The sequence below is a fragment of the Bradyrhizobium sp. R2.2-H genome, from assembly GCF_004346455.1.
In the GTDB taxonomy this organism is placed as follows: domain Bacteria; phylum Pseudomonadota; class Alphaproteobacteria; order Rhizobiales; family Xanthobacteraceae; genus Bradyrhizobium; species Bradyrhizobium diversitatis.
The window spans coordinates 265895-285238 of the sequence record NZ_SMBR01000004.1; the positions used below are offsets into that span (position 1 = coordinate 265895).

General features: G+C 64.6%; 22 protein-coding genes. 15 read left to right on the forward strand and 7 right to left on the reverse strand.

Annotated features, from left to right (window positions below):
- Position 1: 1 nt before the first annotated feature.
- The 3 genes from hisS to EDE08_RS12220 all read right to left on the reverse strand — a co-directional run bounded on the left by hisS (position 2) and on the right by EDE08_RS12220 (position 3295).
- On the reverse strand, positions 2 to 1507 hold the full coding sequence (gene hisS, locus EDE08_RS12210) for a histidine--tRNA ligase (protein WP_131869198.1): 1506 nt from the start codon (positions 1505 to 1507) through the stop codon (positions 2 to 4).
- A 49-nt stretch (positions 1508 to 1556) separates the two neighbouring features.
- A complete protein-coding gene (locus EDE08_RS12215) occupies positions 1557 to 2081 on the reverse strand; it encodes a YegJ family protein (RefSeq protein ID WP_131869197.1) in 525 nt (174 codons plus the stop codon).
- 131 nt (positions 2082 to 2212) lie between these two features.
- Complete coding sequence (locus EDE08_RS12220; protein WP_131869196.1) at positions 2213 to 3295, reverse strand: branched-chain amino acid aminotransferase; 1083 nt, start codon at positions 3293 to 3295, stop codon at positions 2213 to 2215.
- Between the two features lie 338 nt (positions 3296 to 3633).
- Between EDE08_RS12220 and EDE08_RS12225 the strand changes: the two genes are divergently transcribed.
- From EDE08_RS12225 to EDE08_RS12240, 4 genes are all read left to right on the forward strand, one after another.
- Positions 3634 to 4173: a MarR family winged helix-turn-helix transcriptional regulator gene (locus EDE08_RS12225; RefSeq protein WP_245524777.1), complete on the forward strand. Its 540-nt coding sequence runs from the start codon at positions 3634 to 3636 to the stop codon at positions 4171 to 4173.
- Positions 4170 to 4901, forward strand: a complete 732-nt coding sequence (locus tag EDE08_RS12230; protein WP_131869194.1) for a response regulator — start codon at positions 4170 to 4172, stop codon at positions 4899 to 4901. The genes EDE08_RS12225 and EDE08_RS12230 overlap by 4 nt, the downstream gene beginning before the upstream one ends.
- 24 nt (positions 4902 to 4925) lie before the next feature.
- Complete coding sequence (locus EDE08_RS12235; RefSeq protein WP_131869193.1) at positions 4926 to 6314, forward strand: ATP-binding protein; 1389 nt, start codon at positions 4926 to 4928, stop codon at positions 6312 to 6314.
- Between the two features lie 85 nt (positions 6315 to 6399).
- The gene (locus EDE08_RS12240; RefSeq protein ID WP_131869192.1) at positions 6400 to 7029 is read left to right on the forward strand and encodes a hypothetical protein; all 630 of its coding nucleotides are present in this window, start codon (positions 6400 to 6402) and stop codon (positions 7027 to 7029) included.
- 106 nt (positions 7030 to 7135) lie between these two features.
- Here the strand turns inward: EDE08_RS12240 and EDE08_RS12245 are convergent, their stop codons facing one another.
- Positions 7136 to 7666 (reverse strand): DUF3617 domain-containing protein, encoded by a 531-nt coding sequence (locus EDE08_RS12245; protein ID WP_131869191.1) that lies wholly within the window; start codon positions 7664 to 7666, stop codon positions 7136 to 7138.
- Between the two features lie 44 nt (positions 7667 to 7710).
- Positions 7711 to 8004 carry a hypothetical protein gene (locus tag EDE08_RS12250; protein ID WP_131869190.1) on the reverse strand — a complete coding sequence of 98 codons (294 nt, stop codon included), beginning with the start codon at positions 8002 to 8004 and terminating at the stop codon, positions 7711 to 7713.
- A gap of 184 nt (positions 8005 to 8188) precedes the next feature.
- Between EDE08_RS12250 and EDE08_RS12255 the strand changes: the two genes are divergently transcribed.
- The 4 genes from EDE08_RS12255 to EDE08_RS12270 all read left to right on the forward strand — a co-directional run bounded on the left by EDE08_RS12255 (position 8189) and on the right by EDE08_RS12270 (position 10960).
- On the forward strand, positions 8189 to 8650 hold the full coding sequence (locus EDE08_RS12255) for a hypothetical protein (protein WP_165935885.1): 462 nt from the start codon (positions 8189 to 8191) through the stop codon (positions 8648 to 8650).
- Between the two features lie 120 nt (positions 8651 to 8770).
- Complete coding sequence (locus tag EDE08_RS12260) at positions 8771 to 9463, forward strand: ribonuclease T2 family protein (RefSeq protein WP_131869188.1); 693 nt, start codon at positions 8771 to 8773, stop codon at positions 9461 to 9463.
- Between the two features lie 156 nt (positions 9464 to 9619).
- The gene (locus EDE08_RS12265; RefSeq protein WP_131869187.1) at positions 9620 to 10480 is read left to right on the forward strand and encodes a 23S rRNA (adenine(2030)-N(6))-methyltransferase RlmJ; all 861 of its coding nucleotides are present in this window, start codon (positions 9620 to 9622) and stop codon (positions 10478 to 10480) included.
- Positions 10481 to 10744: 264 nt separating this feature from the next.
- Positions 10745 to 10960: a cold-shock protein gene (locus tag EDE08_RS12270; RefSeq protein WP_028176631.1), complete on the forward strand. Its 216-nt coding sequence runs from the start codon at positions 10745 to 10747 to the stop codon at positions 10958 to 10960.
- A 70-nt stretch (positions 10961 to 11030) separates the two neighbouring features.
- Here the strand turns inward: EDE08_RS12270 and EDE08_RS12275 are convergent, their stop codons facing one another.
- The gene (locus tag EDE08_RS12275; protein WP_165935886.1) at positions 11031 to 11654 is read right to left on the reverse strand and encodes an outer membrane protein; all 624 of its coding nucleotides are present in this window, start codon (positions 11652 to 11654) and stop codon (positions 11031 to 11033) included.
- Between the two features lie 234 nt (positions 11655 to 11888).
- Here EDE08_RS12275 and uvrC point away from each other — a divergent pair, with 234 nt between their 5' ends.
- The 7 genes from uvrC to EDE08_RS12310 all read left to right on the forward strand — a co-directional run bounded on the left by uvrC (position 11889) and on the right by EDE08_RS12310 (position 18237).
- The gene (gene uvrC / locus EDE08_RS12280) at positions 11889 to 13976 is read left to right on the forward strand and encodes an excinuclease ABC subunit UvrC (RefSeq protein WP_131869185.1); all 2088 of its coding nucleotides are present in this window, start codon (positions 11889 to 11891) and stop codon (positions 13974 to 13976) included.
- Positions 13977 to 14101: 125 nt separating this feature from the next.
- Entirely contained in the window at positions 14102 to 14719 is a 618-nt protein-coding gene (gene pgsA / locus EDE08_RS12285) for a CDP-diacylglycerol--glycerol-3-phosphate 3-phosphatidyltransferase (protein ID WP_028176628.1), read from the forward strand.
- Positions 14716 to 14967: a molybdopterin converting factor subunit 1 gene (gene moaD, locus EDE08_RS12290; RefSeq protein WP_131869184.1), complete on the forward strand. Its 252-nt coding sequence runs from the start codon at positions 14716 to 14718 to the stop codon at positions 14965 to 14967. The genes pgsA and moaD overlap by 4 nt, the downstream gene beginning before the upstream one ends.
- Positions 14968 to 14971: 4 nt before the next feature.
- Entirely contained in the window at positions 14972 to 15439 is a 468-nt protein-coding gene (locus EDE08_RS12295; RefSeq protein WP_131869183.1) for a molybdenum cofactor biosynthesis protein MoaE, read from the forward strand.
- Positions 15439 to 16398, forward strand: a complete 960-nt coding sequence (gene prmB, locus EDE08_RS12300) for a 50S ribosomal protein L3 N(5)-glutamine methyltransferase (RefSeq protein ID WP_131869182.1) — start codon at positions 15439 to 15441, stop codon at positions 16396 to 16398. The genes EDE08_RS12295 and prmB overlap by 1 nt, the downstream gene beginning before the upstream one ends.
- Before the next feature lie 91 nt (positions 16399 to 16489).
- Positions 16490 to 17107, forward strand: a complete 618-nt coding sequence (locus EDE08_RS12305) for a phage holin family protein (protein WP_131869181.1) — start codon at positions 16490 to 16492, stop codon at positions 17105 to 17107.
- On the forward strand, positions 17107 to 18237 hold the full coding sequence (locus EDE08_RS12310; protein ID WP_131869180.1) for a YihY/virulence factor BrkB family protein: 1131 nt from the start codon (positions 17107 to 17109) through the stop codon (positions 18235 to 18237). Before EDE08_RS12305 ends, EDE08_RS12310 begins: the two co-directional genes overlap by 1 nt.
- A gap of 43 nt (positions 18238 to 18280) precedes the next feature.
- On the opposite strand, the gene EDE08_RS12315 is transcribed toward EDE08_RS12310, so the two are convergent.
- The gene (locus EDE08_RS12315; RefSeq protein WP_131869179.1) at positions 18281 to 19120 is read right to left on the reverse strand and encodes a class I SAM-dependent methyltransferase; all 840 of its coding nucleotides are present in this window, start codon (positions 19118 to 19120) and stop codon (positions 18281 to 18283) included.
- Positions 19121 to 19344 lie beyond the last annotated feature (224 nt).

Below are 19344 nucleotides of genomic sequence, written 5' to 3' on the forward strand. Positions count from 1 at the left end.
GCTAGCCCCAGCTCACGTCATGGCGCGCCAGCACCTCGCGCACTTTTGCGACGAGATCGGCTTCGCTGCACGAGAACTGCGCCGGCCGGCTTTCGCGCCATTCCTGGTTGGAGGCGATCGCGGCGGCGGCCTTCGCACCCTCGATCAGATCCTTGACCTGCACTTCGCCGCGCGCCTTTTCGTCCGATCCCTGGATGATCACGCAAGGCGAGTTGCGGCGATCAGCGTACTTCAGTTGGTTGCCCATGTTCTTGGGATTGCCGAGATAGAGCTCGGCGCGGATGTCGGCGGCGCGCAAGCTTGCCACCATCTTCTGGTAGTCGGCGACACGGTCGCGGTCGAACACGGTGACGACGACAGGGCCGAATTCCGGCCGCGTGTCGAGCTTGCCGAGCAGCGTCAGCGCGGCCTGAAGCCGCGACACGCCGATCGAGAAGCCGGTCGCCGGCACCGGCTCGCCGCGGAAGCGCGAGACGAGACCGTCGTAACGCCCGCCGCCACCGACCGAGCCGAAGCGCACTGGGCGGCCCTTCTCGTCCTTGGTGTCGAGCAGAAGTTCGACCTCGTAGACGGGGCCGGTGTAATATTCGAGGCCGCGGACGACGGTGGGATCGATACGAACACGACCTTCGTAACCACCAGCGGCCACAAGGCTGGCAATCGCTTCGAGTTCTGCGATGCCTTCATTGCCAATCGGTGTGTTCGATAATTCTTTCAGCTTAGCGATAACCTCAGCATTCGTGCCCTCTTGTGGGCATGTTGAGTTGAGCACGCGCTCCGCCGCTTCGGGCGCCAGACCCGCCCCCTTGGTGAAGTCGCCGCTTTCATCCTTACGGCCATCACCGAGCAGCGCGCGAACTCCATCCTCTCCGAGTCGATCAAACTTATCGATCGCTCGAAGAACAACTAGGCGACGTCCCGCGTTCTCACTACCGCCGAGATCAATACTCTCCAATACCCCGTCGAGCACTTTTCGGTTGTTCACCTTCACCACGTACTGGCCGCGCGCAATGCCCAGCGCTTCCATCGTGTCGGCCGCCATCATGCAGATCTCGGCATCCGCGGCCGGCGTCGCCGAGCCGACCGTGTCGGCATCGAACTGCATGAACTGGCGGAAGCGGCCCGGGCCGGGCTTCTCGTTGCGGAAGACGTAGCCTACGCGGTAGCTGCGGTAGGGCAGGACCAGACCGTCGGTACCGTAGCGCTCGCCGACGTAGCGCGCCAGTGGCGCGGTCAGGTCGTAGCGCAGGCTGATCCACTGCTCGTCGTCGTCCTGGAACGAGAACACGCCCTCGTTCGGGCGGTCCTGGTCGGGCAGGAATTTGCCGAGCGCGTCGGTGTATTCCATCGCCGGCGTCTCCACCGGCTCGAAACCATAGAGCTCGTAGACGGCGCGGATCTTCTCGACCATCTCGCGCGTCGCCCGGATCGCAGCGGGATCGCGATCCTCGAGCCCGCGCGGCAGGCGCGCCTTCAGTTTCTGGGGTTTTTTGGGTTTCTCGGCCATGCGCGGCGTTTACCAGCCGACGGGGAATGCGGCAACCGCCGCCTTGCCGCTACGGCTGCTCCATCCGGGCCCGGATGGCGTCCGCATCCGCCTTCGGCAGCGACTTCAGGGTCGGCTTGATGGTTTCACCACCGACGATCTTGCCGTTGCGCGTGAACATCCAGTCCGAGACGTCGGCTTCGCCAAACGAGACTTTGTCGCCGGCGTGCTTGCCCGGTAGATCGCGCGGCTCGTTTGCCAAGAGCCCGGTAAAGGTCCCGTCAGGCTGCTTCTTCACCTCGCCAACCCAGATGTGCTCGCCGCCCTTGCGGGTCGAGAAGCGCACCTTCAAGGCATGCCCGGTCTCCGACGGCTTCGGCGATACGTAGGAGGCCCAGAAGGTCGGGAGCGTAGCGCGACCCCGCTCGATAGCCGCATTCATCTCGGGATCGGCGGTCTGCACGGTCACGATGGGCGAGCGGTCTTGCGCGACCACTTCGTGCGTGGGGCCGATGGTCAGGATGCCGAAGACGGAGACCCCGGTGATTGCGGCGAGAACGACCCACTTGATGGGCTGCGAGAGCTTGGTTGCCATGACTACAAGGTCCTGATGTCGCGATGTGTCCTTTGTCGCATGTCGGCAACGGCACGTTCAGTGCGCAATAGACCACGAACATTGCGTGTTTCCCCTCTCCTTGTGAGAGAGGGAAAACGTCTCACCGCCGATCAAAGCACCTTGCGGATCCAGTTGTGGGGATCGTTGGTGCGGCCGTACTGGATGTCGATGAGCTGCTTGCGCAGACCCATGGCGACAGGGCCGGCGCCGCCGCCCGAGATCTCGAAGTCGCCACTCACCGAGCGCACCTTGCCGATCGGGGAGATCACAGCGGCGGTGCCGCAGGCGAAGGCCTCCTTCAGGCGGCCCGAGGCCGCGTCCTTACGCCACTGCTCGAGTGAATACGGCTCCTCGCGCACGGTCTTGCCGGCATCGCGGGCCAGCGTGATGATGGAGTCGCGGGTGATGCCCGGCAGAATGGTGCCGAGCGGCGGCGTGGAGAGCGAGCCGTCGTCGAACACGAAGAACACGTTCATGCCGCCGAGCTCCTCGACATAGCGGCGCTCGACCGCGTCGAGGAACACGACCTGGTCGCAACCGTGCTGGATCGCTTCGGCCTGGGCGCGCAGGCTCGCGGCATAATTGCCGCCGCATTTGACGGCGCCCGTGCCGCCGACAGCGGCGCGGGTGTAATTCTCGGACACCCAGATCGAGACCGGCGCAGGCCCGCCCTTGAAGTAGGAGCCGACCGGCGAAGCGATGACAGCAAATATGTAATCGGACGACGGCTTGACGCCGAGGAAGTTCTCACTCGCGATCATGAAGGGGCGCAGGTAAAGGCTGCCCTCGCCGCCCGGAATCCAGGCGCGGTCGATGCGCACGACCTGCTCGACCGCCTCGAGGAAGACGTCCTCAGGCAGTTGGGCCATCGCCATGCGATCCGCCGAGTCCTTGAAGCGTCGTGCATTGGCATCGGGGCGGAACAGGTTCACGCCGCCATCATCGCGCTTGTAAGCCTTGAGACCCTCAAAGATCTCCTGCGCGTAGTGCAGCACCGCGCCGGCCGGATCGAGCTGGAAGTTGGCACGCGCCTCAATCCGCGCCTCGTACCAGCCGCCCTTGGCCTGGCTGTAGCGGACGATCGCCATGTGATCGGTGAAGACCCGTCCGAAGCCGGGGTCCACCAGCTTGGCGACGCGGTCCTTCTCAGGGGTTGGATTGGATGCGGGCTGGATGTCGAATTTCATGCTCATGTCCTTGCCTCCCGCTGCCGGTGGCGGCGCTGTTCTGGCGCCCGCCTGCCCGCTTTCGGGGCCCGGCTGGCTTTGATTGGTTTCTGCCGGACCACCGCCAGCCTTTTTACGGCCGGTTTCCGTGGACAGCATGTCGCCGAGGACATGCTTTTGCGGAAGGCGGAAGTCCAGTATGTTTTGCCGAAATGCCGCTCGACAATCGCACGGTAGATCTGATCCGGCCGTCGTCGCCTGTCCGGCTCTCTCCGGCGCCTTGCTCCGATGCTACCCGACGCGAAGCGATCTAAAATTTCGTGCGGGTCGATCGTTTTGTAACATTGAACCCAAGATACGTCAATATGCCTGACATAAATTTCGCGACTTCCTCTCACGACGCCGCCGAGCCCGGGCCGGCCGCAGACGGTGGAGGCAATTTGCGCTGGGATATCATCGAGCTGCTGTTCTTCGCCTACCGCGACTTCGTCGGCGATCCCGACCAGGAGCTGGAGGCGTTCGGCTTCGGCCGGGCCCACCACCGCGTCCTGCATTTCGTCTATCGTTATCCCGGCCTCAAGGTCGCCGACCTCCTCGACGTCCTGCGCATCACCAAGCAGTCGCTTGGCCGCGTGCTCAAGCAGCTGCTGGACGAGGGCTACATCGTGCAGAAGACCGGCGACAATGATCGCCGCCAGCGCCTGCTCTACGCGACGCCGAAGGGCGAGGCGCTGGTGCAGAAGCTCGCCGGCCTCCAGACCACACGGATCAACAGGGCGCTCGCGGAGATGGCTCCGCAGGACGCCGAGACCGTGAAGCGCTTCCTGCGCGCGATGATCGACCGCGACGACCCGGACAAGGTGCTCGAGACGATCTTCGCTTCCGTCAACCACGACAAGGAGTGACCGTGCCGCTCGCTGCCACGCTCGCCCGCCCGCCGGTGCAACCCGCCGACGACGCCCCACATCTGCTGCTGGTCGACGACGACCGCCGCATCCGCGATCTGCTCTCGCGCTTTCTCGCCAGTGAAGGCTACCGCGTCACCACCGCAGCGAGCGCCGGCGATGCACGCTCGAAACTGCTGGGCCTGCATTTCGACCTGCTGATCCTCGACGTCATGATGCCGGGCGAAACCGGGTTCGATCTCGCCCGCTTCATCCGGACCTCCTCCTCGGTGCCGATCGTGATGCTGACGGCGCGCCACGAACCGGAATCCCGCATCGAGGGCTTGCAGATCGGCGCCGACGATTACGTGGCAAAGCCGTTCGAGCCGCGCGAGCTGGCACTGCGCATCAACAACATCCTCAAGCGCGCCGCCCCGCCGCCACAGGTCGCGATCGCAGAGAAAATTGCCTTCGGTCCCTACGTCTACCATCTCGAGCGCGGCGAATTGCGCCAGGGCGAGGAGGTCATCCATCTCACCGACCGCGAGCGCGAGATGCTGCGGATTCTCTCGGAAACACCGGGAGAGACCGTGCCGCGCAGCGCGCTGACCGGCAACGGCAGTGTCAACGAGCGCGCCGTCGACGTGCAGATCAACCGCCTCAGGCGCAAGATCGAGACCGACCCCGCCAATCCGCTATTTCTACAGGCGGTGCGCGGCATCGGCTACCGGCTGGTGGCCTCGCCTTGAGACCAGAGCAGTGAAGCGCGACCGATGAGCACGATCGATACCGGCCTGACGCTGCTGCGAAGCGCCGCCGGCCGCGTCTCCGCCGCCAATGGCTGGATGGGCAACGCGTTCAAAGGCTGGATGCCGACCGGCCTCTACGCCCGCGCGCTCCTCATCATGATCGTGCCGATGGTGGTGCTGCAATCGGTCGTCGCTTTCGTGTTCATGGAGCGGCACTGGAACACGGTGACGCGCAGATTGTCGGCTGCGGTGGTGCAGGACATCGCCGCGCTGATCGACGTCTACAAGGGCTATCCGCAGGACAAGGACCGCGACCAGATCCGCCGCATCGCGCAGCAGCGCCTTGGCCTCGTCGTCGACTTCCTGCCCGCCGGCGACATGCCGCCGCCGGGGCCAAAGCCGTTCTTCTCGCTGCTCGACCAGACGCTGTCGGTGCAGCTCGGCCGCCAGATCGGCCGCTCGTTCTGGATCGACACCGTCGGCCGTTCCAACCTGGTCGAGATCCGCATCCAGCTCGACGATGCCGTGATGCGCGTGTTCGCGCAGCGCAGCGCCGCCTATGCCTCGAACTCGGAGATCTTCCTGTTCTGGATGGTCGGCACGTCCTCGATCCTGTTGATCGTCGCCGTGCTGTTCCTGCGCAACCAGATCAAGCCGATCCTGCGGCTTGCGGATGCCGCCGAAAGCTTCGGCAAGGGCCGCGAGGCGCCGAATTTCCGCCCGAGAGGCGCGCGCGAGGTGCGGCGCGCGGCAGTCGCCTTCCTGGAAATGAAGTCGCGCATCGAGCGCACGATGGAGCAGCGCACCGCGATGCTCGCCGGCGTCAGCCACGATCTGCGCACCATCCTGACCCGCTTCAAGCTCGAGCTGGCGCTGATCGGCGACAGTCCGGAGCTCGAGGGCATGCGCAAGGACGTCGACGAGATGTCGATGATGCTGGAGGATTACCTCGCCTTCGCGCGCGGCGATTCCGGCGAGCAGTCGCAGCCGACCGACATGGCGCAGGCGCTCGAGGAGCTGCGCAGCGATGCCGAACGCCACGGCCACATCGCGACCGTCGCGTTCCACGGCCTGCCCGTGGTGACGGTGAAGCCCGCCTCGTTCAAGCGCTGCCTCGCCAACCTCATCACCAACGCGGCGCGCTACGGCAAGAACATCGCCATTGCCGGCCAGCGCGATCACCGTTATTTGACCGTCACGATCGACGACGACGGCCCGGGCATTCCCGCTCACTTGCGCGAAGAGGTGTTCAAGCCGTTCCTGCGGCTGGACAACGCCCGCAACCAGGACGAAGGCGGCACCGGCCTCGGCCTCGCCATCGCCCGCGACATCGCCCGCTCGCATGGCGGCGACATCACGCTCGGCGACAGCCCGATGGGGGGATTAAGAGCGAGTGTGCGGATACCGGTGTAGTAGGGGATTCGCAGGATGAGTTTTGCTTCGTTCTGTCTATTCTACGTCTTCCGGTAAGCATGTCTTCTCCCGAGCAGGTGTGTTGATGAAAGAGTTGAGACGCGCACTGCTGGAAGCCGTCGGTGTCCGCGTTGGCGAGCTTGGATACAAATATAAGCCGAAGCAGCAGGCATACTGGCGCCCATTCTCCCAAGGAAGATCGAGCCTACACCTGGCGTTCATTGATCATCGCGATGACTTTGATGTCGTTGCCGATGTTGCCGTCAGGTTTGATGAACTTGAAGTTATGATCAATGCAAACAACACAATGCTCAGCAAGGCAGAAAAGCTTCAAACATACTCTTTGGGCGCAGAACTGGGAAACATCTCGGGACAGGGGCAGATGCGCTGGAATGTGACATCGTCCGCGGACCTTGAGCCAGTGGCTGATCGTCTTGTCGCAGCATTCAAGGAAATTGGCATTCCGTATCTCAACAGCGCGTCGACCTTGGAAGGCGCCTATGAACTACTGACAATTCCGGGACGTAGCGCGGCCCTGCACAGCCCAATCCACCTTTCTCGCGCAAAGCACATCGTGGCGCTGGCCAAGCTTCTTGGCCGAATGGATGAGCTATCAGCGAGAGCGAGGGAAAGCGTTGAGCTGCTCGAAGGCACGAAGGATGCTGGCTTGCAAGACTTCAAACGATTCGTTGCGAGCCTCGACGCCGAAGTATGAGTTTACCGAAGGGCTAGAAGCCAGCAGGATAGAGCGCAACCCTATACCCACGGCGACGAGTTGGTCCCGGATTTCGCTTGCCCCTCCATCAGGGCTACGATCCCGCCTACTTCGGCAGCAGTGCCTTCAGCTTGTCCATGTCGCGCACGTTCATCTTGAAGCCGCCGGGCATCACGATGTCGCCGGGCTTCTGGTCCGGCTTGCAGGCGCCCAGCCACTTGGCTTGCAGCGTCATGGTGCTATCGCGGCCGGCCGCACCGGCGACGCCGCCTTGCGCATGCGAGGTGGTCTTCACCGTGTAGGCCGAGTTGAAATCGCCCGTGATCTCGGCATGCGACGTCGTGCTGACGCCGGCGACGTTGCACTCGGAATCGCTGACATAGCCGGTCGCAGTCTTCTTGATCTCCTGCTTGGCGCAGATCTGCCTGGCCATCGGCGAGACGTTGTTGTTCATCTCCTTGTCGACGGTCTCGTCGGTGCAGTGCTGCATGGTCATCTCGGGCACCGGCGAGCCGGTCGTGATCAGCTTCATTTCCCAAAGACCGGCCTTGCGCACCGGCAGGTCGTCGGCGCTGGCGCTGCCTGCCGACAACGCGAGGCAAAGCGTCGGGCCGAGCAAAGCGAGTTTGCGCGTCATGTGGGAGGCTCCCGGCCGAGAAAGTGCGGCGTTACGACAGCGCCTCAGTAGAGCGTGCGGATCGGGCGATCGGCGGCACCATAGGGCACCCAGCGGCAGGCGAACGAGATGTAGCCGCCCTCATAGCCCTGCACCGCGAGGAATTTGGCGACCTTGCCGTAGCGTGCGCAATGATCGACCGCGACCTGACGCGCGTCGACCTGGGTCGCCATCGAATAGGCGATGATCCCGCCGGTGTCGTTACCCTTGAACGGCGGCACCGGAAGAATGTCGGCCCGCGCCGACTGGCTCGCCATCATACCCAGGGCAAGAAGGCCAGCGGCCGCAATGATTCGCATTCCCGTCACTCCAATTGGCTGGCGCCAGTCTACGGTGCCGGGATGGAAGTGAAAAGAACAGAAGCCCGGTTGGCCGCGACGTTCCGGTCAACTCCTCGCCAAGTGTTGCCGCGCTGCACTTGACCTGCCCCGGCCTTCGCGGCACCGTCTGAGCTTCGCAAGACCTGAGCTGTCTGGATTGACCATGCGCGCCCCCTCCCCGAAATCGCTTCGCTTTGCTGCTCTGCTCGGCCTCATGTTCGGGGCGCTGTCGCTCGGCGAGGCCAGGGCCGCCAATCCGCTCGAGCTGAATTTCTGGCTGAGCGGACCGCGCTACGACGGCGCCGTCGTCGATTGCGACAAGGCCCTGCCGACGATCGCCACCCAGTTCTGGGAAAAAGAGAGCTCGTTCTGGAATTCCTCGTTGAAGATCACCAGCTTCTCCGCCGTTCGCGAGGTCGCGTTCCGACCCTGGCAGTCCGACAACATTCCGCGCCGCTTTTGCACCGGCGAGGCCCTGCTCAATGACGGCAAGGTGCGCAAGGTGCACTTCTCGATCATGGAGGATGGCGGCTTCGCCGGCTATGGCGATGGCGTCGAATGGTGCGTGGTCGGGCTCGATCGCAACTGGGCCTACAATCCGGCCTGCCGCTCCGCCAAGCCCTGATCCGAAGAGCGTCTGATTCGGGCTGATCAACCGGCGGACGACAGCCGACTCGAATTTTGTTCTTGAAATGTTCTCTTTGCCTGCTAGGCTGCACGCACAGTCTAGTTGAGGGGCGTTGCCATGTTTCATCCCAGATTGCGTTCGTTGTCCCGTCTGATGATCTCGCTGACCCTCGCCGCCGGGCTGGCAACGCTCGCCGGCGGCGCGAAGGCCCAGGACAAGCGGCAGAACGCACCGGGCGAGTTCGACTTCTACGTGCTCGCGCTGTCGTGGTCGCCCTCGTTCTGCGAAGAGGCGGCCGAGCGCGGCGGTCGCTCCCAGATCCAATGTGGCGGACGGCCCTACGCCTTCGTCGTGCATGGGCTGTGGCCGCAATATGAGAACGGCTTCCCGGAATATTGCAAGCGTCCGGCGCCGCGGCTGAACCGCAACATCGTGTCCTCGATGCTCGATTTGATGCCGGCGCCGGGCCTGATCTTCAACGAATGGGACAAGCATGGCACCTGCTCCGGGCTCGAGGGCCGCAGCTATTTCGAGACGATCCGGAAAGCGCGCGCCGCGATCAAGATCCCGGCCGACTATCTCGATCTGTCGCAGGCCAAGACCGTGGCGCCGGCGGAGGTCGAGGAGGCCTTCATCAAGGCCAATCCGGGCCTCAGCACTGCCAGCATCTCGGTCACCTGCAACCGGACACGGCTGTCCGAGGTCCGCATCTGCCTCAGCAAGGACCTGCAATTCCGCGCCTGCGACGAGATCGAGCGCCGCGCCTGCCGCCGCGACCAGGTGACGATGCCGCCGATCAGGGGCGGGTAGGATTGGTTCGCCGTCATGCCGGGGCGCGCGGAGCGTGAACCCAGAATCCATCTCTCGGCGTTACCGGTAGCAAAAATGGATTCCGGGTTCGGTGCTGGCGCACCGCCCCGGAATGACGGCCGTTACTTTCATCGCGCGATGTCGTAACTGTCCGCCATGAACTACCGACACGCCTTCCACGCCGGCAGCTTCGCCGACGTCATCAAGCACATCGTGCTGGCGCGCATCCTCACTTATCTGCAGGACAAGCCGGCGGCGTTCCGCGTCATCGACACCCATGCCGGCGCCGGCCTCTACGATCTCGACAGCGACGAGGCACGCCGCGGCGGCGAATGGCTGACCGGCATTGCGCGGCTGCTGCAGGCGCGCCTGTCGAACGAGACCGCGGCGCTGACCAAGCCCTATCTCGACATCGTCCGCGCCTTCAATCCGAAGGGTGAGCTCAAGGCCTATCCGGGCTCGCCGCTGATCGCGCGCGGCCTGCTCAGGCCGCAGGACCGGCTCGTCGCATGCGAGCTCGAACCGAAGGCGCGGAAAGCGCTGATCGACGTGCTGCGCCGCGACGAGCAGGCCCGCGTGGTCGATCTCGACGGCTGGGTGGCACTGCCGGCCTTCGTGCCGCCGAAGGAGCGGCGCGGCCTCGTGCTGATCGATCCGCCCTTCGAGGCCAAGGACGAGTTCGAGCGGCTGGGCGAAGCCTTCTCGGCGGCTTTCGCGAAATGGCCAACCGGTATCTATGTAATTTGGTACCCGGCCAAGAACAGGCGCGCCACCGACGCGCTGGCCCAGACGGTCGCGCGGCTCGCAGCTGCAGCAAAGCCCCCCGGGAAATGCCTGCGCCTCGAATTCAGCGTCGCGCCGCAGGCCGACGGCGCCGCCCTCACCTCCACCGGGCTCTTGATCGTAAATCCGCCCTATACGCTGCACGGCGAGCTCAAGACCATCCTGCCTGAACTGGAAATGCCGCTCGGCCAAGGCGGAGCTGCCAGATTCCGATTGGAGGTGCCCAAGCCTTAAAGCCAAGCCGTAACACTCCGGCATTCTTGGGAAAAATATGCAGGACCCGTAGTCAATCTGCAACGAACCGTATTATGCTGTTTTCGTGACTGGCTTTACGTTCCGCTTCCGCGAATGGTTGCGGCGGAGTGAAGGCCTAAGAAAGATCCGGCCGGACCGATGAGGTCCGTCCAAGGATGGCCAGCTCCCGGGCTCCGTAAGGCCCGGTCATGTCGTGACGTGAGTCTGCGTCGCGGCGGAGGAGCAATGAGGGGGAGTTTCCCGATGGCCATGACGGGAACGGTCAAGTTCTTCAACGGCGAGCGCGGCTACGGCTTCATCAAGCCTGACGACGGCGGTCGCGATGTCTTCGTTCACATTACCGCTGTGGAGCGGGCGGGACTGAAGGACCTTGCCGAAGGACAGCGTATCACTTTCGAAGTCGAACCGGACAAGAAGGGGAAAGGCCCGAAGGCGGTCAATTTAGTGATCCTCGCCTAGCGAGCCTGGCGCAAAAAAATCCCGACCGCGAGCGGCCGGGAGGCTGGTCCGGTATTTTCTTCTTGAGACGTCAGAAGTGATAGTTCACGCCTGCGCGGACAACGCTGGCGCTATAGCCGTTGGACACGCCCGTAATCGCGAACTGACTCGTGGACAGATCGATGTAGAGATATTCGAGCTTGACGCTCCAGTTCGGCGCGAGGCCCACTTCCGCGCCGGCACCGATGGTCCAGCCCGCGGTGGTGTGCGACTCCGTCCAGCCGAAGGTCTGCCCACGCAGCTCCCCGAACGCAAGGCCGGCGGTGCCGTAGAACAGCACGTTGCTGAACGCATATCCCGCGCGGCCGCGCAGGGTGCCGAACCACGGATTGGAGAACTTCCACGGCGCGAAGGTGTCGTCGGCGCCGGCGGCCTGGATGTCGCCCTCGACACCGAACACCCATGGTCCGTTCTGGAAATTGTAGCCGGCTTGCACACCGCCGACGAAGCCCGACGGCTTCGAGGGGTTGTTGTCCACCGAACCCCATTCATAGCCGACGTTGCCGCCGAGATAGGGACCTGCCCAGCTATAGGCATTGAGCGGCTGGTTGACGGTATAGGGCGCACGTTGCCCATAACTGAGATCGGCGGCTTCTGCCGAAGCCGTCCAGCCGGCCGCAACCAACGCGGCCGCGCCCACAACGAGCCCCTTCATCACTCACTCCAACGCAACTGTCGCAACCCGCGCGATGCCTGCGCCGCCGCGCCGGCCCTGCATGGTTACGGAACCAAGAACTTTTCGCGTAGGATTTATCGAGAGTTTTAAGTTAAAGGGCTGTTAAGTCGGGTTACTGCGTTGTTAACAGACTTAAGGAAGCGTTACCGGGACCTGTGCGTGCGGCAGGGCCGGAACTTCAAATCGACACCCCCAGCGCCTAAATTCGTCCCCATGGTTCACGATTCCACCGACAATCCGGACGACGCACGCGCGCGCAAATCCCGGCGCGGCATGGCACCGGATGGCCCGCCCCAGGAGATCCAACAGGAGACGGCGCCGCCGGACCTCGATCCCGCCAGCGCAAGCGGCGACGACGAGGACGATGCGCGGCTGCCCGATATCCTGGAGGAGAGCGGCGCGGTCGGCGAGGAGCCGCTGGCGACCGGCCACGAGGCGATCGAGCGCGCCGTCCGCCTCGCCCCGACCTCGCCCGGCGTCTATCGCATGCTCAACGGGAATGCCGACGTGCTCTATGTCGGCAAGGCCAAGAACGTCAAAAAGCGCCTGTCGAACTATGCGCGCCAAAGCGCGCCGCAGCCGGCGCGCATCCTGCGCATGATCGCCGCCACCGTGACGGTGGAGATCGTCTCGACCAACACCGAGACCGAAGCGCTGCTGCTCGAGGCAAACCTCATCAAGCAGCTGCGGCCGCGCTTCAACGTTCAGCTGCGCGACGACAAGTCGTTTCCCTATATCCTGATCACCGGCGACCATTGGGCGCCGCAGATCCTGAAACATCGCGGCGCGCAGACCCGGCCCGGGCGCTATTTCGGCCCGTTCGCCTCCGCGGGCGCGGTCAACCGAACCATCACGGCGCTGCAGCGCGCATTCCTGATCCGCTCCTGCACCGATTCCTTCTTCGAGAGCCGTACCCGGCCCTGCCTGCTCTACCAGATCCGCCGCTGCGCCGGCCCCTGCACCCGCGAGATCGATTTTCCCGGCTATACGACGCTCGTGCGCGAGGCGACCGACTTCCTCTCCGGCAAAAGCCATGCGGTGAAGCAGGAGCTTGCCGGTGAGATGGAGAAGGCGGCGGGTGAGCTCGAATTCGAGCGCGCCGCGCTCTACCGCGACCGCCTTGCTGCGCTCTCGGCGATCCAGTCGCAGCAGGGCATCAATCCGCGCACGGTGGAAGAAGCCGACGTGTTCGCCATCCATCAGGAGGGCGGCTTCTCCTGCGTCGAGGTGTTCTTCTTCCGCACCGGCCAGAACTGGGGCAACCGCGCCTATTTCCCGCGCGCGGAAAAGACCTTTACGCCGGAGGAAGTGCTCGGCTCGTTCCTCGCCCAGTTCTACGACGACAAGCCGCCGCCGAGGAACATCCTGGTCTCGCACGAGATCGAGGAGAGCGAGCTGCTCGCCAATGCGCTGTCGATCAAGGCCGGCCACAAGATCGAGGTCACCACGCCCAAGCGCGGCGAGAAGAAGGAACTCGTCACCCATGCGCTGACCAATGCGCGCGAGGCGCTCGGCCGCAAGCTTGCGGATACCGCCACGCAAAGCCGCCTGCTCGACGCCATCGCGACGACGCTGGGCCTGCCGCATGCGCCCAAGCGCATCGAGGTCTACGACAACAGTCACATCCAGGGCACCAATGCGGTCGGGGCCATGATCGTCGCCGGCCCCGATGGTTTCGTGAAGAACCAGTACCGCAAGTTCAATATCAGGTCGGAAGGGATCACGCCCGGCGACGACTTCGCCATGATGCGCGAGGTACTCGAGCGGCGCTTCAAACGCCTGATCAACCCGCCCGAGGAGGGCGCGGCCAAGAAAAACATCAAGGCGAAGGACGACGATTTCCCGCAATGGCCCGATCTCGTCATCATCGATGGCGGCCGCGGCCAGCTCAATGCCGTCCGCGAGATCTTCGCCAATCTCGGCCTGACCCAGGTGTCGCTGATGTCGGTTGCCAAGGGGCCGGACCGGGATGCCGGCCGTGAGACGCTGTTCATGCCGGACCGCGAGGCCATCAAGCTCGAGCCGCGCGATCCCGTGCTCTATTTCATTCAGCGCCTGCGCGACGAGGCTCACCGCTTCGTCATCGGTTCGCACCGCAAGCTGCGCAAGAAGGACATCCGCGAGGCCGGCTTGCAGGAGATTCCGGGCATCGGCCCGTCCCGCAAACGTGCCTTGCTGCATCATTTCGGGACCTTGAAGGAGATCGAGCGGGCCTCGATCGCCGATCTCGGCAAGGTTCCGGGGGTGAGCGCCGAGAGCGCCCGCAGGATTTTCGAGTATTTCCATCCCCAGCCGGGATGAACTAAAGGGGACCCAAAGGGAGCCTTGGTCATAAAGGGAGCCTTGGTCATATGGTCGTCGTATCCCGCACCCATCTGGGAAGCGGAACGGTTGACCTTCAGGCCCGAGCGGTATTGGTAGGACGGATGAACATCGCCACGACACGAGGGACGACCAGGCGCGCGATGTCCCTCCCGAACATCCTGACCTATGGCCGGATCGCCGCGATTCCGGTCGTGGTCGGATGCATTTACGCGCAGTCCATCCTGGATCAGCCGCTGTGGCTGCGCTGGGTTGCGGTCGCCATCTTCATTGCGGCCGCGGTCACCGACTACCTCGACGGCTATTACGCGCGGATCTGGAATCAGCAATCGGCATTCGGCCGGATGCTCGATCCGATCGCCGACAAGCTGCTGGTCGCCTCCTGCCTGCTGATGCTCGCCGCCGACGGCATCATCCACGGCTGGTCGCTGTGGGCCGCCATCGTGATCCTGTGCCGCGAGATCCTGGTCTCGGGCCTGCGCGAATACCTCGCTGCGCTCCGCGTCAGCGTGCCCGTGACCAAGCTTGCGAAGTGGAAGACCACGGTCCAGCTGGTTGCGATCGGCTTCCTGCTCGCCGGCCCGGCTGGCGACGAGGTGCTGCCCATCGTCTCGATGATCGGGCTGGCGCTGTTGTGGGCCTCGGCGATCCTCACCATCTACACCGGCTACGATTATTTCCGTGCGGGCATCCATCACCTCATCAAGGAGGACGAGGGATGAAGGTGAAGTATTTCGCCTGGGTGCGCGAGCGCGTCGGCAAGGCCGAGGAGACGATCGAGCCGCCCCCGAACGTGCGCACCGTCGAGGAGCTGATCGCCTGGCTGTCCGGCCGGGGCGAGGCCTATGCGTATGCGTTCGAGAAGCCAAAGGTGATCCGCACCGCGATCGACCACGCCCACGTCAAATCAGACGCCGCGATCGCGGGCGCCCGCGAGATCGCGTTCTTCCCGCCGATGACCGGCGGCTAGGCTCATGACCTGCCCCGTCACCATCCGCATCCAGGAGGGCGATTTCGACATCGCGCGCGAGATCGCGCTCCTGACGGACAGCCGCACTGACATCGGCGCGGTCGTGAGCTTCTCCGGCATCTGCCGCGCCGACGAGGACAGCGCCAAGGTCGCCGCGCTGACGCTCGAACATTATCCGGGCATGGCGGAAGAAGAGATCGGGCGCCATGTCGACGAGGCGACCTCGCGGTGGCCGCTGAACGGCGTCACGGTGATTCACCGCGTCGGCCGCTTCATGCCGGGCCAGAACATCGTGCTGGTGCTGACCGCCTCGCAGCACCGACAGGCCGCGTTCCAGGCGGCCGAGTTCCTGATGGACTATCTCAAGACCAGTGCGCCGTTCTGGAAGAAGGAAGAGAGCGCGACCGGCACGGGCTGGGTCGAGGCCCACACCCGCGACGACGAAGCCGCCGCGCGCTGGACCAAATCCTGATGGCAAAAGCCTCCAAGAGACCCCCGCGCGGCCGCGCCGCGCCGAGGCTTGCGAAAGTCGGGCGCGGCGAGCTTCTCACGCTGCTCGACTTCGTCCGCTATGCGGTCAGCCGCTTCGTCGAAGCCAGGCTCGCTTTTGCCCACGGCACCACCGATCCGGTCGCGGAAGCCGCCTTCCTGGTCTGCGAGGCGCTGCATCTCAATCCCGAACAGTTCGAGGTCTTCGCCAATGCCCGCGTCACCGCCGCCGAGAGCAAGATGCTGCTCGACCTGATCCACAAGCGCGTCACCACGCGCAAACCGGCCGCCTATCTCGTCAACAAGATCTATATGCGCGGCCTGCCCTTCTATGTCGACGAGCGCGTCATCGTTCCGCGCTCCTTCATCGGCGAGCTCCTGGATTCGCATTTCGGCAGCGAGGGCGAGGCCGGCTCGCTGATCGACGACCCCACGGCGGTCGCGCGCGTGCTCGACCTCTGCACGGGATCGGGATGCCTCGCGATCCTCGCCGCGCATCATTTCCCGAACGCCACCATCGATGCCGTCGACATCTCCAAGGGGGCGCTTGAAGTCGCCGCGCGCAATGTCGGCGAATACGGGCTGGAGGATCGGATCAACCTCTATCGCGGCGACCTGTTCACCCCGCTCGGCGACAACAGATACGACCTGATCATCACCAACCCGCCCTACGTCGACGCGGAGGGCATGGCGGCGTTGCCGCCGGAGTGCCGGGCCGAGCCGAAGCTCGCCTTCGATGGCGGCGCCGACGGTCTCGACGTGGTGCGCCGCATCCTGCGCGATGCGCCCGATCACCTGACGCCGGATGGCGGGTTGATCTGCGAGATCGGCCGCGGCCGCGAGCTGGTCGACGAAGCCTTTCCGGAGCTGCCGCTGCTCTGGCTGGACACCGAGGATTCCGAAGGCGAGGTGTTCTGGATCGCAGCCGCCGATCTCGGCTGATTCAGCACGGCGGATCCCGCTCCGTCGGAACAAGTCAAATACCGCCACGTTCATCCCCCGAGGAATTTTCTCGCTCTCGGAGGATGTCCGCATGCTCGCGCCATCGGGCGAATTGCTGCGCGCCGGCATGGCGCTCAAGCTCAATCACGTCAAACGCGCCGCTCAATCCTATTTGCGTGACCACACCGGCCGCGCAACCGGCAGGGTGACATCTTACGCGGTGGCCGGCGGACTGTTCGCGGTCGCGGGCCTGTTCGTTGTCGCAGCATTTTTCGTCGGACTGATCGCCCTGTACCGCTGGATCGCGATCACTTACGGCCAATTCTGGGGATTTGGTGCCGTCGGCGCCCTGCTGCTGGTGCTGGCTGCGGTCTGTGCCGGGGTGGCAATGGCGCAGATGAAACGCAAGGCCAAGCCGATCGTGCCGCTTGCGAGCCGTCTGCGCGTGGCGGTCGCGACGCCGCGGATCCCACGTGGAACGGTCAAGCAGGCGGTAAAGGAGGTCGCAACGACGATTCCCCTCGTGCCGCTTGCGCCGGGTGAACGTGGTCACGACAGCAAGGCTGGTGACGGCAAGGCTTATCACGGCAAAGCCTGGCCGGTCCGCGCCAACCGCCCCGTGCAGCTCGGCCTGATGCTCGCAGCCGTCGGTTTGGTCGGGCTGACGGCCGCCCGCCGGCGGCGCCACAGGCACAGTCTGGATGCATGATGCCGGCGCGGCGCTCCGAGCAGATCGACTCCTGGCTGCTGGTGGCGGCGACGGCCGTTTTCGTGCTGACGGCGGAGCGCTACTTTCAGGATTCGGGACTGATCCGGCCGGGGCCCCCGCAAGACCACCGTAAGCGCGAAGCGAACTCACCGGAAACGCACCCGGCCGGCGCGGCGACGCAGCCCGGCCGGGGCCGCCAGGCGAAGAGCCCGTTCACGATCCCCTGGGCGGGTTGGAAGGATATCTTCTGGCGGACCTACCAGCGCATCGACGAGGATCGCCTGCTCGCGACGGCGGGCGGCGTCGTCTTCTTCGGGCTGCTCGCCATCTTCCCCGCAGTCACGGCGCTCGTTTCCTCTTATGGCCTGTTCGCGAACCCGGCGACGATCAGCGCCAACCTCCACACGCTTGCAACCATGCTGCCCGAGGGCTCGTTCCAGATCGTCGAGGAACAGATTGCGCGCGTGGTATCGAACGGCACCGCCACGTTGGGTGTCACGTTCCTGTTCGGCCTGCTGCTTGCGATCTGGAGTGCCAATGCCGGTGTCAAGGCGATCTTCGACGCCCTCAACGTCGCCTACGAGGAACGCGAGAAGCGCAGCTTCATCCAGCTGAACATGGTCTCGCTGGCCTTTACCGTCGGCGGCATCGTGGCGCTGCTGTTGATGGTGGGGGCCGTCGTCGCCTTCCCGCTTGCGCTCAATCATCTCGGCCTGGCGCCTGAAAGCAGGCTGATCGTGGCGCTGGCACGATGGCCGCTGCTGTTCCTGATCCTGCTCGTCGCACTCGCCATCCTCTACCGCTTCGCTCCCAGCCGTGACGCGCCGCGCTGGCAATGGCTGAGCCTCGGCGCCGTGACGGCCGCGATCCTCTGGATCGCCGGTTCTGCCCTGCTCTCCTGGTACCTCTCGGAATTCGCCAATTACAACGCGACGTACGGCTCTCTGGGCGCTGCGATCGGCCTGATGATGTGGATGTGGATGTCGGCGATCGTCATCATGTTCGGCGCCGAGCTGAATTCGGAGATCGAGCGGCAGACGCTGCGCGACACGACCACCGGGCGGCCGAAACCGCTCGGCACCCGCGAAGCCGTCTCGGCCGACACGGTCGGCGCCACCGCGCCATTCTGATCAGTGCGGTCAGGCCGGAGCCGGCCCGACCGCATCCTGGGCCTCAGCGCCTGGTGATCACGGCTTCCAGATATTCGCTGTGCACCACGATCGTGCCGTCGTCGGCGTGGTTGAACTCCCCGAGCAGCGCCAGCAGGTCGCGCTTCAGTGCAGCCTGGCCGCTCGCGTCGAGCGCGGCAAACGCCTTCAGCGTAGGCCCGTAGAAGGTCTTGAAGATGTCGAGCCAGTGGTCCGGCGAGCGGTAGCGGAACACGAACATGCGCGGCTCGGCGGCAATCTCGGAAGCCTGGGTTCCGAACATCTCTTCCAGCCGCGCAGCCGTGCCCCACAGCGCCGGTGACTTCACCCCCGCCGGCGGCGGCAAATGCCTGCCGATGGTCTTGAACAGCTGGCCGATGAAACCTTCCGGCGTCCAGTTGGCGAGGCCGATTTTGCCGCCGGACCTGCAGACCCGCGCGAGCTCGGAGGCGGCCTTGTCCTGATCCGGCGTGAACATCACGCCGAAGGTCGAGAGCACGACGTCGAAGGTGGCATCGGCAAACGGCAACGCTTCGGCATCCGCCTCGCGGAACTCGACCTTGAGATGTTCGGCCGCCGCGCGCTCCTGCCCGCGCTTGAGCAATGCCGGCACGTAGTCGGTGGATGTGACGTCACACCAGCGCCGCGCCGCGGCCAGCGTGGCATTGCCGTTGCCGGCGGCGACGTCGAGCACCTTGCTGCCGGCGCGCAAGTCGGCTGCCTCGCAGAGCTGTTCGCCGACGATCTGCAAGGTGGTGCCGACAACGGCATAGTCGCCCGACGACCAGGCGCCGTGCTGGCGCTGCTTGACGGCGCCAAGGTCAGGCTGGGATGTGGGCTGCTTGAGGGCTGCGGATGTCGACATGGGCAAATCTCCTGGGGTTGAAAACGCCGGGACGATAGGGCGCATGCGGCCCGCTGGCCTTGAGAGCAGCGTTATTTTGCGCTGAGAACGCCTTGATTTCCGGACGGGAGCCGGCGGCGGACCTGATGCAGGCTGCCGGACAGTCACTATCCCCTCGAATCAACAATGATGTTAGGGTCATGCATTGCTTGGGGGAGCATGAGCCGTGACGGGTTGGAGCGCGA

Coding starts and splice junctions, on each gene's coding strand:
- hisS (WP_131869198.1), bottom strand. CDS start 1,507: ATGGCCGAGAAACCCAAAAAACCCCAGAAACTGAAGGCGCGCCTGCCG.
- EDE08_RS12215 (WP_131869197.1), bottom strand. CDS start 2,081: ATGGCAACCAAGCTCTCGCAGCCCATCAAGTGGGTCGTTCTCGCCGCA.
- EDE08_RS12220 (WP_131869196.1), bottom strand. CDS start 3,295: ATGAGCATGAAATTCGACATCCAGCCCGCATCCAATCCAACCCCTGAG.
- EDE08_RS12225 (WP_245524777.1), top strand. CDS start 3,634: ATGCCTGACATAAATTTCGCGACTTCCTCTCACGACGCCGCCGAGCCC.
- EDE08_RS12235 (WP_131869193.1), top strand. CDS start 4,926: ATGAGCACGATCGATACCGGCCTGACGCTGCTGCGAAGCGCCGCCGGC.
- EDE08_RS12240 (WP_131869192.1), top strand. CDS start 6,400: ATGAAAGAGTTGAGACGCGCACTGCTGGAAGCCGTCGGTGTCCGCGTT.
- EDE08_RS12245 (WP_131869191.1), bottom strand. CDS start 7,666: ATGACGCGCAAACTCGCTTTGCTCGGCCCGACGCTTTGCCTCGCGTTG.
- EDE08_RS12250 (WP_131869190.1), bottom strand. CDS start 8,004: ATGCGAATCATTGCGGCCGCTGGCCTTCTTGCCCTGGGTATGATGGCG.
- EDE08_RS12255 (WP_165935885.1), top strand. CDS start 8,189: ATGCGCGCCCCCTCCCCGAAATCGCTTCGCTTTGCTGCTCTGCTCGGC.
- EDE08_RS12260 (WP_131869188.1), top strand. CDS start 8,771: ATGTTTCATCCCAGATTGCGTTCGTTGTCCCGTCTGATGATCTCGCTG.
- EDE08_RS12265 (WP_131869187.1), top strand. CDS start 9,620: ATGAACTACCGACACGCCTTCCACGCCGGCAGCTTCGCCGACGTCATC.
- EDE08_RS12270 (WP_028176631.1), top strand. CDS start 10,745: ATGGCCATGACGGGAACGGTCAAGTTCTTCAACGGCGAGCGCGGCTAC.
- EDE08_RS12275 (WP_165935886.1), bottom strand. CDS start 11,654: ATGAAGGGGCTCGTTGTGGGCGCGGCCGCGTTGGTTGCGGCCGGCTGG.
- uvrC (WP_131869185.1), top strand. CDS start 11,889: ATGGTTCACGATTCCACCGACAATCCGGACGACGCACGCGCGCGCAAA.
- pgsA (WP_028176628.1), top strand. CDS start 14,102: ATGAACATCGCCACGACACGAGGGACGACCAGGCGCGCGATGTCCCTC.
- moaD (WP_131869184.1), top strand. CDS start 14,716: ATGAAGGTGAAGTATTTCGCCTGGGTGCGCGAGCGCGTCGGCAAGGCC.
- EDE08_RS12295 (WP_131869183.1), top strand. CDS start 14,972: ATGACCTGCCCCGTCACCATCCGCATCCAGGAGGGCGATTTCGACATC.
- prmB (WP_131869182.1), top strand. CDS start 15,439: ATGGCAAAAGCCTCCAAGAGACCCCCGCGCGGCCGCGCCGCGCCGAGG.
- EDE08_RS12305 (WP_131869181.1), top strand. CDS start 16,490: ATGCTCGCGCCATCGGGCGAATTGCTGCGCGCCGGCATGGCGCTCAAG.
- EDE08_RS12310 (WP_131869180.1), top strand. CDS start 17,107: ATGCCGGCGCGGCGCTCCGAGCAGATCGACTCCTGGCTGCTGGTGGCG.
- EDE08_RS12315 (WP_131869179.1), bottom strand. CDS start 19,120: ATGTCGACATCCGCAGCCCTCAAGCAGCCCACATCCCAGCCTGACCTT.